Source organism: Sodalis sp. RH24 (genome assembly GCF_047324145.1).
Classification (GTDB): Bacteria; Pseudomonadota; Gammaproteobacteria; order Enterobacterales; family Enterobacteriaceae; genus Acerihabitans.
The window spans coordinates 1,189,904-1,204,100 of the sequence record NZ_CP178729.1 but is presented as its reverse complement, the minus strand read 5'-3'; the positions used below and the strand labels follow the sequence as shown (position 1 = coordinate 1,204,100).

At 53.8% G+C, this 14,197-nt stretch carries 19 protein-coding genes; 12 read left to right on the top strand and 7 right to left on the bottom strand.

The window, feature by feature from the left end; genetic code table 11:
• Positions 1-3: 3 nt before the first annotated feature.
• Genes yobA through ACL2XG_RS05525 form a run of 3 tightly spaced genes read left to right on the top strand, consistent with a single transcriptional unit; the run spans position 4 to position 1,665 of the window.
• Positions 4-384 (top strand): CopC domain-containing protein YobA, encoded by a 381-nt coding sequence (gene yobA, locus ACL2XG_RS05535; RefSeq protein WP_413722653.1) that lies wholly within the window; start codon positions 4-6, stop codon positions 382-384.
• Entirely contained in the window at positions 385-1,269 is an 885-nt protein-coding gene (gene copD, locus ACL2XG_RS05530; RefSeq protein WP_413722654.1) for a copper homeostasis membrane protein CopD, read from the top strand.
• A 48-nt stretch (positions 1,270-1,317) separates the two neighbouring features.
• Positions 1,318-1,665 (top strand): YebY family protein, encoded by a 348-nt coding sequence (locus ACL2XG_RS05525; RefSeq protein WP_413722655.1) that lies wholly within the window; start codon positions 1,318-1,320, stop codon positions 1,663-1,665.
• Positions 1,666-2,027: 362 nt separating this feature from the next.
• Here ACL2XG_RS05525 and ACL2XG_RS05520 read toward each other — a convergent pair whose 3' ends face one another.
• The 7 genes from ACL2XG_RS05520 to ACL2XG_RS05490 all read right to left on the bottom strand — a co-directional run bounded on the left by ACL2XG_RS05520 (position 2,028) and on the right by ACL2XG_RS05490 (position 7,605).
• Positions 2,028-3,113: a tyrosine-type recombinase/integrase gene (locus tag ACL2XG_RS05520; RefSeq protein ID WP_413722656.1), complete on the bottom strand. Its 1,086-nt coding sequence runs from the start codon at positions 3,111-3,113 to the stop codon at positions 2,028-2,030.
• Positions 3,082-3,357 (bottom strand): excisionase, encoded by a 276-nt coding sequence (locus ACL2XG_RS05515; RefSeq protein WP_413722657.1) that lies wholly within the window; start codon positions 3,355-3,357, stop codon positions 3,082-3,084. Before ACL2XG_RS05515 ends, ACL2XG_RS05520 begins: the two co-directional genes overlap by 32 nt.
• A 263-nt stretch (positions 3,358-3,620) precedes the next feature.
• Positions 3,621-4,112, bottom strand: coding sequence for a hypothetical protein (locus ACL2XG_RS05510; protein ID WP_413722658.1), 492 nt, complete (start codon positions 4,110-4,112; stop codon positions 3,621-3,623).
• Positions 4,105-4,722, bottom strand: coding sequence for a 3'-5' exonuclease (locus tag ACL2XG_RS05505; protein WP_413722659.1), 618 nt, complete (start codon positions 4,720-4,722; stop codon positions 4,105-4,107). The genes ACL2XG_RS05510 and ACL2XG_RS05505 overlap by 8 nt, the downstream gene beginning before the upstream one ends.
• 117 nt (positions 4,723-4,839) lie before the next feature.
• Positions 4,840-5,667, bottom strand: coding sequence for a YfdQ family protein (locus ACL2XG_RS05500; RefSeq protein WP_413722660.1), 828 nt, complete (start codon positions 5,665-5,667; stop codon positions 4,840-4,842).
• 32 nt (positions 5,668-5,699) lie between these two features.
• Positions 5,700-6,071 carry a hypothetical protein gene (locus tag ACL2XG_RS05495; protein ID WP_413722661.1) on the bottom strand — a complete coding sequence of 124 codons (372 nt, stop codon included), beginning with the start codon at positions 6,069-6,071 and terminating at the stop codon, positions 5,700-5,702.
• An 856-nt stretch (positions 6,072-6,927) separates the two neighbouring features.
• The gene (locus tag ACL2XG_RS05490) at positions 6,928-7,605 is read right to left on the bottom strand and encodes a LexA family protein (protein ID WP_413722662.1); all 678 of its coding nucleotides are present in this window, start codon (positions 7,603-7,605) and stop codon (positions 6,928-6,930) included.
• An 87-nt stretch (positions 7,606-7,692) separates the two neighbouring features.
• Here ACL2XG_RS05490 and ACL2XG_RS05485 point away from each other — a divergent pair, with 87 nt between their 5' ends.
• From ACL2XG_RS05485 to ACL2XG_RS05445, 9 genes are all read left to right on the top strand, one after another.
• Positions 7,693-7,908: a transcriptional regulator gene (locus ACL2XG_RS05485; protein ID WP_413722663.1), complete on the top strand. Its 216-nt coding sequence runs from the start codon at positions 7,693-7,695 to the stop codon at positions 7,906-7,908.
• Between the two features lie 25 nt (positions 7,909-7,933).
• A complete protein-coding gene (locus ACL2XG_RS05480; RefSeq protein ID WP_413722664.1) occupies positions 7,934-8,398 on the top strand; it encodes a YmfL family putative regulatory protein in 465 nt (154 codons plus the stop codon).
• Positions 8,399-8,675: 277 nt separating this feature from the next.
• A complete protein-coding gene (locus ACL2XG_RS05475; RefSeq protein WP_413722665.1) occupies positions 8,676-8,852 on the top strand; it encodes a DUF4222 domain-containing protein in 177 nt (58 codons plus the stop codon).
• Entirely contained in the window at positions 8,849-9,868 is a 1,020-nt protein-coding gene (locus tag ACL2XG_RS05470) for a conserved phage C-terminal domain-containing protein (RefSeq protein WP_413722666.1), read from the top strand. Before ACL2XG_RS05475 ends, ACL2XG_RS05470 begins: the two co-directional genes overlap by 4 nt.
• On the top strand, positions 9,865-10,212 hold the full coding sequence (locus ACL2XG_RS05465; RefSeq protein ID WP_413722667.1) for a hypothetical protein: 348 nt from the start codon (positions 9,865-9,867) through the stop codon (positions 10,210-10,212). Before ACL2XG_RS05470 ends, ACL2XG_RS05465 begins: the two co-directional genes overlap by 4 nt.
• A complete protein-coding gene (locus tag ACL2XG_RS05460) occupies positions 10,209-10,454 on the top strand; it encodes a PerC family transcriptional regulator (RefSeq protein WP_413722668.1) in 246 nt (81 codons plus the stop codon). Before ACL2XG_RS05465 ends, ACL2XG_RS05460 begins: the two co-directional genes overlap by 4 nt.
• Positions 10,451-11,329 carry a phage N-6-adenine-methyltransferase gene (locus tag ACL2XG_RS05455; RefSeq protein WP_413722669.1) on the top strand — a complete coding sequence of 293 codons (879 nt, stop codon included), beginning with the start codon at positions 10,451-10,453 and terminating at the stop codon, positions 11,327-11,329. The genes ACL2XG_RS05460 and ACL2XG_RS05455 overlap by 4 nt, the downstream gene beginning before the upstream one ends.
• A complete protein-coding gene (locus ACL2XG_RS05450; RefSeq protein ID WP_413722670.1) occupies positions 11,326-13,179 on the top strand; it encodes a DNA cytosine methyltransferase in 1,854 nt (617 codons plus the stop codon). The genes ACL2XG_RS05455 and ACL2XG_RS05450 overlap by 4 nt, the downstream gene beginning before the upstream one ends.
• A complete protein-coding gene (locus ACL2XG_RS05445) occupies positions 13,176-14,183 on the top strand; it encodes a DUF968 domain-containing protein (protein WP_413722671.1) in 1,008 nt (335 codons plus the stop codon). The genes ACL2XG_RS05450 and ACL2XG_RS05445 overlap by 4 nt, the downstream gene beginning before the upstream one ends.
• Positions 14,184-14,197: the final 14 nt, after the last annotated feature.

Here is a 14,197-nt window from a genome sequence, read left to right as displayed (position 1 = left end):
TCGATGTCAAGCCAACCTTTTACCGCGCCCCTGTTGACGCTGTTAGTCACTGCCCTGACTTTGTTGGGATCGCAACAGGCCCAGGCGCATGCGCACCTGAAAACGCAATATCCGGCGGCCAACGCCACCATGACCGCCGCGCCGCAGGCGTTAACGCTCACCTTCAGCGAGGGCATCGAGCCTGGCTTCAGCGGCCTGACGCTAACCGGCCCCGGCAACACCGTCATCCCCACCGGCGCCATCAAGGTCGACCCCGCCAACCCTAAGCAGGTCATCGTGCCCATTGAAAAGCCCCTGGCCGCCGGCGAGTATCAAGTGCAATGGCATGTGGTATCGGTGGACAGTCATAAAACCCAAGGCAATTATCAATTCAGCGTTAAATAGATGCTAAGCCTGGCGGAGTGCTATTCCGCCTGCCGCTATCTCCATATCGCGGCGGTGATGCAGGCGTTCGGTACCGCCCTGTTTTGCGAGTACCTGGCGCCGCCCGCACTGCGCGCCGGCCTGCGCGCATCCCTGGGCGCGCCCTTGCGCGTTCTGGCCTGGGTCGCCCTGGCGTCGGCGGTTGTCCTGCTGGGGTTGCAAGCCGGGCAAATGGGGGACGGCTGGACGCAAACCCTTTCCCCCGCCATCTGGGCGGCGGTGCTCGGCACTGCCTTCGGCACTGTCTGGCTGTGGCATATGGCTATCGCGCTGGCGGCGGTGTTGGCCGCGGGCCATGGGCCGATGACCGCCATCAGGCAGCGGGCATTGCTCGCCGCCATGGCCGGCCTGCTGGCAAGCCTGGCGCTGGTGGGCCACACGGCGATGAGCGAGGGACTGCGCGGCGTCATGCAGCGGCTCAATCAAATGGCGCATCTGTTTTCCGCCGCCTGGTGGCTGGGCGGGCTGCTGCCGCTGCTGTTTTGTCTGCCGCTGCTACGCGAGACGGCGCGTCCGGACGCGCTGCGCGCGCTGATTCGTTTTTCGCGCAGCGGACATGCTGCGGTGGCGCTGGTCATTTTCACCGGTATCGTCAATACCGCGCTGGTTCTGGGCCATTGGCCGCTCGATGGGTCGGCGCCGTACCAGCGGCTGCTGCTGATAAAAATAGCCGTGGTGGCGGTGATGGTGATCCTGGCGGTAACCAATCGTTATGCCGTGGTTCCCGCCATGGCGCGCCACCATCCCGCGGCTATTCGTATCTTGACCTTGCTGACGCTTGCGGAGATGATTCTTGGTAATCTGGTACTGATTTTGGTGAGTATTTTCGCCACGCTTGAACCCTGATCACATCCTGGCGCCGCCCAGGCGTCAGGTCCAATAGTAGGATAAAACATGAAAACCCGGAGTATCGCGTTATTGCTGTTAGCCTTTACCGCCCAGGCGGTCAGCGCGGCGCAAATTATCACCGTCAGCAAGTTTCAGTTCGGCAAGCAATGGGCCTTTACCAAAGAAGAGGTGCAATTGCTCTGCCGCCCGGACGGCTCGCTGTTTGCGCTGAATATGAGCACCCTGATGCAGTATCCCCTCAATGAACCGGCCACCCGTGCCATGTCCAGCGGCCAGGTCAACGCGACGCCCATTGACGCCATCCTGCTGGACGACCCTGCTAATCCGGGGCACAAGATGAGCATCGCGCCGTTTGTCGAGCGCGCCGGCCAATTGTGCAACGCACCGGGCTGAGATGCCGGGATAGGACCCACTTGCCGGCTGCGGGGCAGGGATATGTATAGTGAGCTTATAGTTTAATATGTTAATAATCATAAGTGTGCTTGATATCACAAAGTTATCATTTGGTGAAACAATAGCGCCGGTAATGCGAGGCCGGCGATGGAAAAATCCCTGTGCGTCTCTATACTCATCAAGTGTAAGGCTAAACAGCTTACATTAATGCCAACTTTTAGCGCACGGCTCTCTCCCAAGAGCCATTTCCCTAGACCGAATATAGGAATCGTATTCGGTCTTTTTTTATGTCATTGATATATATAGATAAATTACCGCATCCCCCGATAAATCCCGAAATATTCCCGAAAGTAATATCCGGTTTAAATCATTACGTATTCAGAACCGCGGGCATCCAAATATTTTTTTGTCATGGACAGGTTCTTGTGGCCGAGTAGTTTTTGAGCGAATTCCTCGCCGTATTCAGCTTCATATAACCGGCCTGCCAGGCTCCTCATTTCATGAAAGGAAGGCGGGTTGGCGCTGAATTGAACCCCGCTTGCATCCCTGACACCTGAAAAAGCCTGTGTAAGACCATCAGCTGTCAGTGGCCCGGGGCGACGGCCGCCTCGGCGTACATTGGAAAAAACGAGATAGTCAGACAGATTGTTAATCCTGCACTGATCAATGACGTCCCCAAGTACCATGCCGACCGCTTTCAGTTTTAGATCAAGGGGGATGGCCAACTTCGCGCCAGTTTTCTCTTGATCTACGAACAGCCGATTTTCCCTTATATCTGAGAATTTGAACTTAGCGATATCTTCGCGGCGCTGTCCCGTTGACAGTGCAAGATCCATGGCATTCTTAATCCAAGGGCTCGATAGTTCAGCTGTAATACGCATTGCCTGGAAATTATCTAAGCTAAGTCGTTCCCGCTTTACATCCGGTGTCGGCGCTCTGGTGGGATCAACCGGATTTTTTTCAAGATAGCCTGCTACGATAGCCTCCCTGAATATATCCGAAAGCACGCTCCGAAGGCTAACTGCCATACTTTTCTTTCCGCTTTCAATATACCCTTCAAGAAAATTTGCAATATGACGTGTGGTAATAGAATCCAGCGGCATAGAACCAAACTCCTCTTTTATAGTGGCAATTTGATTTCTACGCACCTTCATGGTATTTGGCTTTAACTCACGCCGATCCATGATAATAAAATACCGATCAAGCCAACGTGATAAATTAAAGTCAGGTATTTCTTTTATGCGATCAAGCAAACTTGAAGGCAGATAATTCTGCTCAAGATAGTTGTTAGCTTCTATCGCTTGTGCAACCGCCTCCCTGCGGGAAATCCGGCCAAGAGAGAACTCCTGGCCGGTAATAGGATTGCGCCAGGCGTAGTTGTGATCTCTTTTGCGAAAGGTCAAATTCCGTGGCAAATTAGCGTCGTAACGTTCCGGCCTTTTCGCCATTCTCTATTTTCTCCAACAAAGTTCCAGTTGAGCTAGTCCGTTTCTGGCGGGGTGCAATGCGCTTCAGCGCTTTTTTCTTCGGGTCCACGTAGATGGCCCCAGGAATGATTCTGTATTCCTTGCCATGTAATTCAGGCGCTGGATAGATCCGTCCTTCTCTAACCCAACGACGAAGCGTTGATAGCGAGGGAGGGGTTGAATAAACCTCATTTGCCCATTCCTGCAGGTTCAGTAATTTTGCCATCTCAAATTCCCCTTCCGATTCGATTAGGGTTTCCCAAGACAAAAACCGGCCGGGTAAACCCCTCGTGATCTGTCCTGCTCGACCGATCGCGCAGATGGCGCCGCGCGCATTTCTCGCGCGTACATTCCCGGCATGACCGGCCACTGACATAACGCACGCGGCCATGGCCAGGCTTGGCACATTCTGTACCAAGATACAGCTTATCGCCGGCGGCAAGCGCCGCGGCGTAGTCTGCTTTCAGGTTGGCGTAATCAATTTCCACGTTATTCCTCCACCTCGATACCGGCGGCGAGCAAAACCTTTATGCAGTCCTCACGCATCATATTCATGCCCTGGAACATTGCCCGGGTAGCTTTATCACCGCCCATCTTGACGTTGAATGCCGCTGGCAACTTGATCCTTGCAGGTATCAGCTGCGAGGAGGCACGGCAGGTTGCGATAGCTGCTTTAGCGCGGTCCCATGCGTCGTGCTTGCGATCTGATATGGATAAAACTTCCTCCATGACAGTTAGAAAATAATCAGGCACGTTGCCGACTGTGGGCGGGGTGTTATGGATAATGACGACATCTTGCGGGTTAACTCTTTCTCCCTTTACTATAAAACCGACGCCATATAATTTGGCGTCACGTTCAGCCGTCAGCGCCGTCAGGGCGAACTGTGCGAGTATTCCGGCTATGCCGCTGCCAGCCATTCTATTTAGTTCTCCGCTTTCCTTCATCGCCAGCACCTGGGCCAAAATTTCTGCGTTAAACATTGGCCACCGCCTGGCTGTTGAGTTGATAAGCAATAGCCATCTGTTCAGCGTCGTTCATGGCATCATGAAGGGCGTTATGTTTGATCATTGAAAAACAAGGCTGGTGGTCTTTCAGGTAACCCCGCATTCCGCGGGTCATCGCATCGATATAAGTCCGAACGTCACGCTTACCGTTGTAACGCCACGGGCATTCCATCCCGCACATCCGGTAAGCGTGCTCAAGAATCGATCCATCAAAGTCGGTACCACGAAAAAAGATGCGTGCCTCTCGGTGTTGTGCAATCCAGCTACTGAGGTTCAGCAGTTGTGAGCCCAGGCTATGGCGTTCGCCGAGCAACGCCTCGTGGGCATCCTCCCCTTGTTTTCTCCACCATTCCTGCGTCCCCAGGCTAACGGTCCGGCACATCATCAGTTGATCAAACACGTCAACTAAACCGTAGAACGCCCGGGCGGAATATTCCGCCAGTTCAGGATCCTGGACAATCTGAAAAATAGCAGATTGTGTATCGCGAATGTCGGTAACATCAAAGGCAAAACCGCCGATCGACAAAATTACCGCTGAGGGTGTTAGATCCAAATCCTCGGTATCAATGACAATGGTATTAATCATGTTATTACTCCACATTATCCGCCTGCACGCGGTCGGGCTTCGGATGAGCGAAGCCCTTGCCAGGAGGCAACAATTAAGATTGTTTTTATTAAATGCCCCGGATGGGGCATCACTACATTAAGCGGAAAATTCACCGATAAAGGTTTCGACGCTGGTGCCGTCAAACTGAGCCACAAGCAGATCGCGGAACTCGCTGGCGATTTGCTCCATTACGGCTTCCAGCTGGACAATCCGCAAGACCAGCACCGGCGCATCGCCGCCGGTCAAGACGCTGTAGCGCAGACGGATTCGGCGCTCGGCCAGGCCCTCGAAAGGGATGCACTTAAATTCAAATGCCGCCGGCATGGTGACTTTGCTCTTTGCCTCAACGCTCTGCATCAGAGAACGGTGACCGCTAAAATCATTTTCCTCATGATCCTGGCTGATCATGGATTCGATCGTAATCTGGCGCACGCCGGCGACCGCTTTTTTAATGTCCAGCACTTCGCCATCAGCGGTGAAAGCCAGTAGATATTCGTTCCAGTCTTCCAGCCATTCGGCCAGCTCTTTCTGGCCTTTCTTCCGGCCGTCGATTTCCAGTAGTGAGGAAAAAGGCGCGGTCTTTTCCAGTTTCAGGCGCGCGGAATTATCTGCATGGCCCGGTTCCGTCAGGGTGCCAAGATTGAAAATAGTGACAGCGGCCATAGCGTCGGCATTTATGAAGCAACGCACGCCAGCGCCTTCATACCCTTTGCAATAACGCACGAAGTCAGGAACGCTGGCGGTAGCCATTTTCCCACGAAAGCGGAAGCGGCCATTTCGGAGATATTCGAGACTTTGAAGCTGCACTCCATCCGGTACAGCGACAACCGGGCAATCTGCTTTGGTCAAATCCCCTATCAGTTCGCCGGTCAGGGACATATCCCGGATCTGGATGATGGCGCTTGCATCTATAGATTGCGACATGTGTTGAGTCCTTCGATAAATGAATTTATGAATTATTGGTTATTGAGCTTGCCGTCAGGCTGGCCGGTGATAGTGAAAAGCTGTCCCTGGTCTTCCTGCAGGATGGTGAGCTTCCCTCGCTTGCCGACATACATCGGAGTTTCCGTGGTGTCTTCCTCGGACGTTTTGCCGCGCGGGGTGGGGGTGGTAAAGCTGAGACGGTGTTTGATCCGGACCCGCTTTTCTTCGATGGAATTATTCAGGCGTTCAATATCAAACGTCAGAACTACCTTGGCCTTGCCGCCATTATTGAGCGCCCCGAGCGCGGCGTCATTCAGTGCTGCAGCAAATTTGTTTTCAAAGATGCCGGCGTCTAATTCAGAAAAAAAGTCTGGAACATTGGTGATATTATTTGGTTCAGACATGGCCTAACCCCTCGTTGATAGCGGCGCTGCACACGCCGCGGTGATACTCCACATACATAGGGCAGGGCAGATTCCCTTGCCTATGCAGGCGAGAAAAAAGGGCGGAAATGCCAGCCAGAACATTACCTTCACCCCTTTTGAGTTGAAGAGCTGACACCACCGCCAAAGGACAACACACAGCAATACAACATCACCTCCAACAGTGATCGATTTGTGGTGGCCGGAGCTGATCCCGGCCAGCAGGCTTCCATGGGCTCAAGCCCGCACATTCACCACAATCAAAAAGAGCGAACTTCCCACTTTATGGCGCCATCATTGGGATTGATGTATCTAGGCCGGAAGTTTAGCCTTGCGCCAGTCGGATACGGTTTTGCACGCCCGCGCTCTTTGATTGTGGTGGTCCGTTAACGGGGACCGGTCGGGCCTGTATACATTCCGCGGGTATCCAGGCCATCCGCCGCGGTACAACGTGCCCCGAAGGGCGTTCTCTCTCGGTGGATAAGTGGGCGGCCGGAGTCGAACCGGCTACCGGGAGGGATATCCCGATAATCCCCTGATCACCACAACGGTAAGAGCACTGCAGGTTAATCATGAACGCCCCCGAACATGCCAACCTGCGTTAATGCTCTTGCCTGTTATGGGATCTGGTCAGCTACATCAATTCCCAAGGCACATTGCAGACAACAGCAAAGGTCAGTATCCCGATCAAGGTTGCCCACCACTTCCATCCGAGCTTTGCGAGGGTTCTCAAATTTTTCTACCTTTCGCGTTCAAATAGTTTCCTTTGGATACATTATGTATCTGTTGGGTACATTGTCAAGTAAAAAAATACCCGCTTTACGCGGGCATGGTATGGTTAAAAAGATTTTAATCGTGGCCTTCGTGGTTTACCTGAAAAAATAACCGTTCCGATTATCGAGCAGTTGCCATTGATTTTAAGATATTGCTCAGGCCAGTTGGGATTAAGGGCCTTCAAGTATTTTTGTCCGCCATCCTCGACCAGCCGCTTGAAAGTTGTTTCGCCTGTTTCAAGCAGTAATGCTACGACATCATCCCCATGGGTCGGGGGAACCTCAGGGTCAACGAAAATCATATCACCAGGGTTGTACTCGGTAATCATTGACTCGCCGATTACTCTGAGGATATACGTTAACGGCCCGCATGGAACGGGACAGGGGTAACTCTCTGACAAACTCACATCCCCTTCAGAATAGCCAATTTCAGTCCATTCCCCTGCTTGAACCCATGAAATTACAGGGACCATTCTTATGGTTGCTTCAGTACCGACAACGTCAATTTTATTTGTGATATTAGTATTTTGATGTTCTTGATCAAGCCAACCAGTTGGAAGGTTAAAACAATCTTCCACGTGCCGAGCGAGATCATCACCGATTTTTTTTGTCGGATTTTTTCCGATAATTCGGCTTATCTGGGTAGGTTCACGATCAATCATTGAGGAAAAAGAAGTATTTCCCCCCGAGCTGTCGCGAAGTTTTCTGACGTTTTCACGCCTAATTTCATCAATTGTTTTCATGTCCATATTAGAAAATTTGTACCACAAAGGTACAAGTGTCTTGCAGGTTCATTTTTATCGTGCATAATGTATCTCGGAGGTACATATATGAATGAGTTTTGGGATGCTTTATCCAAAAGCGAAAGGGCGATCCTCGCCGAACAAGTAAAAACTTCCCCTGGTTACCTGCGTCTGGTGTTCAAGGGGTACAAAAAAGCAGGTTTTGAGTTAGCCCAGAAACTAGAAGAAGTCACCGGCGGGACAGTAACTAAGGCTGATCTTCGTCCCGATATTTATGGCAATGCTAAATCCAAAACCATCTGAGCATAACTACCAAAGGAAAATCAACATGGTAGACATCAAAGAAACCGTCAAAGCAATGTGTAAAGCCTACCCCGGCGGTCGGTCTGCTATGGCTGGTGCCCTGGGCATGACCATCACCCAATTCAACAACAATTTTTACGAGAAAAACGGTTGCCGCTTCTTCGAGCACCACGAATTGGAGGCCATGGAAGATATTTCCGGCACTTCACTCCTGGCGGAGTATTTCTCCCGGCGCCGCGGCGGCATGCATGTAGACGTTCCCAAATTTGAAGAGCTGGACCAGGTGGAGCTTTTCCAGAAAAGCATCAGGACGGCCGCAGAACGTGGGCAGGTCGATTTAATTATCCAAAAGGCATTGGCGGACGGGGTAATCGATGAAGGGGAAGCGGCGGATATTGAAATACACCATGCCAAACATCTGGCAGCGCGCGAGGAGGAAATCAGGGCAATCCTGGCGCTGTTTGGCCGCAAGAAAGGATCGCGCAAATGACCAGGTCAGAAAAGTTGACGCCCCGAGTGTGCAGCCCAGGGCGTCGGCGCGGAGAAAACATATTGTGGAGTAATCAACGCATGAACAGTGTACCGGTAAACGCTGGTGGCAGGCAATTCCGCTGCCGACCTTTCGTTAATTCCGACCGGAGTCAGCCCTTTGCGTATGACTTCATCTTAAATCAGCCGGGCCAGCCCGCCAACTACCAGCCGGTGACGGAACGGGTAGATCTGGAAACCGCCTGGCGCGCATTCAACGAGCAGGGGGAGGTCGTGTTATGGCTGACCATCGCGTCAATGTGGATCGCGTTTACAGGGATAGGTATGGGATTCGGGTGCACGTCGTTGGATGGGACCCCGACAAAAACCGCGTCATCTTCATGCGAGATGGATATGCCCATGAATGCGCGCTGCCGGTTAAAGAATTCAAGAATAAATTCACGAGGTTGGTATGAGCGTTAAGTTATCCAGCTGGGTCTGGGATGGCTGCGCGAATGCCGGTATCCGGGGCGCCAAACTGATGATCATGGCGCGCCTGGCGGATTTCTCCAGCGATGAGGGCATTTGCTGGCCCGGTGTTGAGACTATTGCCCGTCAGATTGGGGCAGGGCGAAGCACCGTTATCACCGCCATAGGAGAACTCGAAAAAGCCGGCTGGCTGAGCAAACAGGAACGCCGCCGCAAAGGCAATCGCAACGAGACAAACGTTTATCGGTTGAACGTTGCAAAGCTACGCAGTGCTGCCGCCGCGGCTGATTCTCACCGTCCAGATTCTGAACATTCAGATTCTGAACGTTCAAAATCTGAAGGTTCAAATCCTGAACGTTCAGATTTAGGCGAAAAGCCGGGTTTTGACGGTCCAGAATCTGGACCCGATCCGTCATTAAGATCAACACCTGATCCATCAGATATAAAACCTCCTTGTCAGCCGCCGGTGGCGCCCGACCCTGAAATCGAAATAACCGATCATGCTAAACAAGTTCTGGCCCACTTGAACCGAACAACCGGCTCGAAGTACCAGACCAGCAAATCATCCCTGGACAACATCCGCGCCCGGCTGCGGGAAGATTTCACCATGGCCGACTTGATGCTGGTGGTTGACTACAGCGTCGAGAAGTGGGGTGAAGATCTGAAAATGACGGATTATCTGCGCCCGTCCACACTATTCCAGCCGACCAAGTTTCCCGGTTATCTCCAGTCGGCGACCAAATGGGAAACCGCCGGCCGGCCGCCGCGCGCCGAGTGGGGCAAAAAAGCATCTGCAGGCGATAACGCTGAGCGGGAAGCCGCCTACAAGCGGTATTTCAGACTCACCCTGGACAATAAATCCAAAAGCGACATAGAAACTGCCGCCCGAAAAGAGGCCGACGGCGCCAGCGTTAAAGCCATGCGTGCCGATTTCGCAAAGATCACCTGGAACAAAATCTGGGCAGAGTGCAGCCAGCGCCTGAATGGGGGTAAAGCAGCATGAAACTGAGTATTCCTGTCGATATCTTCGAACAATCCGACATTAACGCCGGTATCCGTGACCTGATCCGCGCTGGGCGCATGAAAGAAAAAGCCGAATCACAATTCCACCGGGTCCTGCATGCTGCTGCCGGCCCAAAATGGCGCACCCTGCGCGATCTGGAACTGCTGGTGCTGCAGATGTACGGCGTGGCCGACACTCAGGCGGCTATCAGCGCGCGGCTGCGCGAGGTTAAACCAGAAATTCATGGCCTCAAGAAAGAACGCTTGGCTATCAAAGATCCACAGTCTGGCAAAGCGGTCCACTTCTACCGGCTGGTGGCCGCAACTCTGGGGGCAGCATCATGACAACACGTCTGGAAAAGGAAATCGCCCTGGCCAAGCAGCTCGAAGCGTCTCGTATGTGGCGACGCGCTGCCCGTCAATGGTTAGCGGTCCTTGATATAACACCTCATACACAAGAGAAACTACGTGATGCATTGGCCGCGCGCCGGGCGCATTGCATCACCTACGGCAATCTGTTTTGCGGTGATTATTCAGGAATTCAAGAAGCAAAGCTAATCGATATGGTGGAAGGAACTGTGGTATGACGAATATCACCAGGGCCGTCTACGCCCAAGCACTAGACGCCATAAAGTCTGCGCCCGTCCATAAGCTCAAGGAAATAGGTGACCAGTGGCGCACGCCGGATGCTTTGTTTTGGGGTATTAACGCCATGTTCGGCCCACTCGTGCTTGACCTGTTCGCTGATGAGAGCAACGCAAAATGCGAGGCTTATTACACTGCCGAGGATAATGCGCTGGAACAGGACTGGTCGGCACGCCTGGCGGAACTCAATGGGGCTGCGTTTGGAAACCCGCCGTATTCCCGTGCCAGCAAGCACGAGGGCAAGTACATCACCGGCATGCGACACATCATGAAACACACCGCTGAAATGCGTAAGCGCGGCGGGCGGTATGTTTTTTTGGTGAAAGCCGCAACCGGCGAAATCTGGTGGCCGGAGCAGGCGGATCACGTCTCATTTATTCGTGGTCGCGTTGGCTTTGCCCTCCCATCTTGGTATCGGCCTGCCCCCGGTGAACCACTGGCGACTACTGCCGGTTTTGCTGCAGCAATCGTTGTTTTCGATAAAACTTGGCGCGGCCCGGCTATGGGTTATGTCAGCCGTGATCAACTGGAGGCGCAGGGAGAAGCATTCCTGGCGCAGATCCGGCGCGAGGCGGCACGCATAAGCCGACCACAAAATATTCCTGAAATTATTCCGGTACCGGAAACCGATAATCGTGTCTGGCCAGCGGAAGTCCTTTTTATTTTCGACCAGGTGCCGGCCGCGATGAGTCTACCCGATGATCTGCAGAACAAAATCCGCAGCCATATAAACCGCATGAAATTAGATGGCCTACCAACGGCCGCCATTATCAACCAGGCCAGCACACTGACCAAACTGATGGGAATAACCGCATGAAGGAAATAATCGTAGATAATTTTGCCGGTGGCGGCGGCGCGTCAACGGGTATTGAAATGGCGATCGGCCGGAGCGTCGATATTGCCATTAATCACGACCAGAACGCGATCGACATGCACAGCACGAACCATCCGGACACGCTGCATTATTGCGAATCAGTTTTTGATGTCGATCCGGTTGTGGCCTGTAGCGGCAGGCCGGTAGCGCTGGCTTGGTTTTCTCCTGATTGCCGTCATTTCAGTAAGGCCAAAGGTAGTACTCCCGTAAAAAAAGAAATTAGGGGCCTTGCCTGGGTTGCTCTGCGATGGGGGCTCAAATCACGTCCCCGGGTAATGATACTGGAAAACGTCAAAGAGTTTAAAACCTGGGGGCCGCTGCTGACCGCTGATGACGGTACACAGCACCCGGACCCGGCTCGGGCGGGAGAAACATTCGCGGCGTTCGTAGCGATGCTGACGACCGGCGTAGCCGCCAATCATCCGGCATTGGACGAATGTTGCGAAATTCTCGGCATTGCTGCTGACAGTGACGACCGCCGTCGGCTGGTGGCCGGGCTGGGCTATACCGTTGAGTTCCGTGAGCTCCGCGCCAGCGATCTTGGTACTCCAACGATCAGGGAGCGATTTTTCATGGTAATGCGGTGCGATGACGCGGCTATAGCCTGGCCGGTACCGACTCATGGCAATCCAAAATCACTGGAGGTCCAGAGCGGGAAACTCAAACCATGGCGCACCGCGGCGGAAATCATAGACTGGTCCCTACCATGCCCGAGCATATTCGAGCGCAAGCGGCCGCTGGCAGAGAACACGCTTAAACGGATCGCGCGCGGCATCCAGCGCTTCGTTATTGATAACCCGACGCCGTTTATCGTTAAGTGCAACCACTCCACCAAAGACGGTTCTTATGATTGTTTCCGGGGCCAGTCCATTGATGAGCCGCTGAAGACCATAACAAAAACCCATGGCTATGCGCTGGTCAGCCCGGTAATAGCAGGCGCTGGTGGGCCTAAATATCAGGCTAAACCGCGTTCGGTAGAACAGCCGCTGCATACGCTATGCAACACCAACCACTCCTGCGTAGTGGCGCCGGTTATCGCTCGTATAGGGCAAACAGGCTTCGGAGGGGACCGCATGGCTTACAGCCCGGAAGGCCCGCTCACCACGGTGACCAGTAAAGCCGAACATCTGCTGGTTTCCGCGTTCTTGGCTAAACACTTCGGCGGCAATTATACCGGCCCAGGGGCCAGCCTGGACGAACCCGCACACACAGTGACAACGGTAGACCATCATGCACTGGTCTCCGCGCAGCTGGTGGGGTGTGGCGGCCGGGCCGGACAAAGCCGCCCGCGCGACATCAGCGAACCAGTGCAAACCGTAACAGCAAAAGCCGATTCTGCCCTGGTCACGTCCCATCTGATTAAATTGCGCGGAACCTGCAAAGACGGCCAGCCTGTCACCGAGCCTTTGCCGACCATCACCGCCGGCGGACTGCACATAGGCGAGGTTCGCGCCTTTCTGCTGAAGTATTACGGCACAGATAAAGACGGCTGCGCCATGACCGATCCTCTGCATACCGTGACGTCTAATGATCGATTTGGCTTGGTGACGGTCGCCGGCGTTGATTATCAGATCGTGGATATCGGCATGCGCATGCTGCAACCCCACGAGCTATACGCCGCCCAGGGCTTCCCGTCCTGGTACATCATCGATCAGGACTACAAGGGAAACAAATACGCCAAAGATAAGCAGGTCGCGCGCTGCGGCAACGCGGTACCGCCGCCATTCGCTGAAGCGCTGGTGCGCGCTAACCTGCCGGAGTTGTGCCGGGCCAAAGCCGAGGAGGCTGCATGAGGGCATTGTTAACCCCATGCCTGCAGCGAGAACTGGGGCTGGTATTGTTCCGGCCCGGTAGTGAACTGTTACCGATGTTCACTGCCGGCCGGGTGTTAATTAGCAATGAGCCGGAGTTTATGAAAAGCCTGCCAGCTGGTGGGATGGACGATGCCAGCCAGGCACTTGCCGATGATCCGGCGCTGGCGGAGTTTTTCACCGATCCTCGGGTTATTTCCGCAGCTGGCGGCGTGGACTCGCTGGAATCATGGCTCGCTATGCGCGAAGAAACATGCCAGTGGCCAGCTGCTGATTACCACATGCAGAATGTGACATTTCAGCGTTATAGCGCTGGCTCAGTCCGATTGTGTTGGCACCATGACGCTATTTTGAGGCAGATGACTTCCCCGCGGCTTGAGGAGATAGCCACCCGCAACCTGGCGGAGTGGATTCTGGATAAGGCCCGTATTGCGTTTCTGTTTCCGGAGCATCATCAAATCACTTTGCCTGAGCTTTGCTGGTGGGCGGCCCTGCATGATGTCATTCTCGCAATGCCCGAGGGGCCGGCGCGCCGGGTGCTGAAATGGCCTGAGCCAGAATCCCATAAATCCGTTATGAGGGAGTCCGATATCGAGCCGTTACGGCGGGCCACAGGCGTTCTGGAGGAAACCGCAAAGCAGGTGCTGGCCTTGAAAATAGATCCGGAAACGCCGGAGTCTTTCATGCTACGGCCAAAGCGCCGGCGCTGGGTGAATGAGCAATACACCCGGTGGGTGAAGTCCCAGCCGTGCGAGGGATGCGGCAATCAGGCAGACGATCCCCATCACATCATCGGTTACGGCCAGGGTGGGATGGGAACGAAAGCGCATGATCTCTTCGTGATACCGCTGTGCAGGCGCTGCCACGATGAGTTGCATAGGGATATGCATACGTTTGAACGAGAGCACGACACCCAACCAGCAATGCTGCTGCGTGTTTTGGACAGAGCCCTGGCGATAGGCGTGATTGCCACCGGCAAAAAATAAGAAAGTGGAGAAAA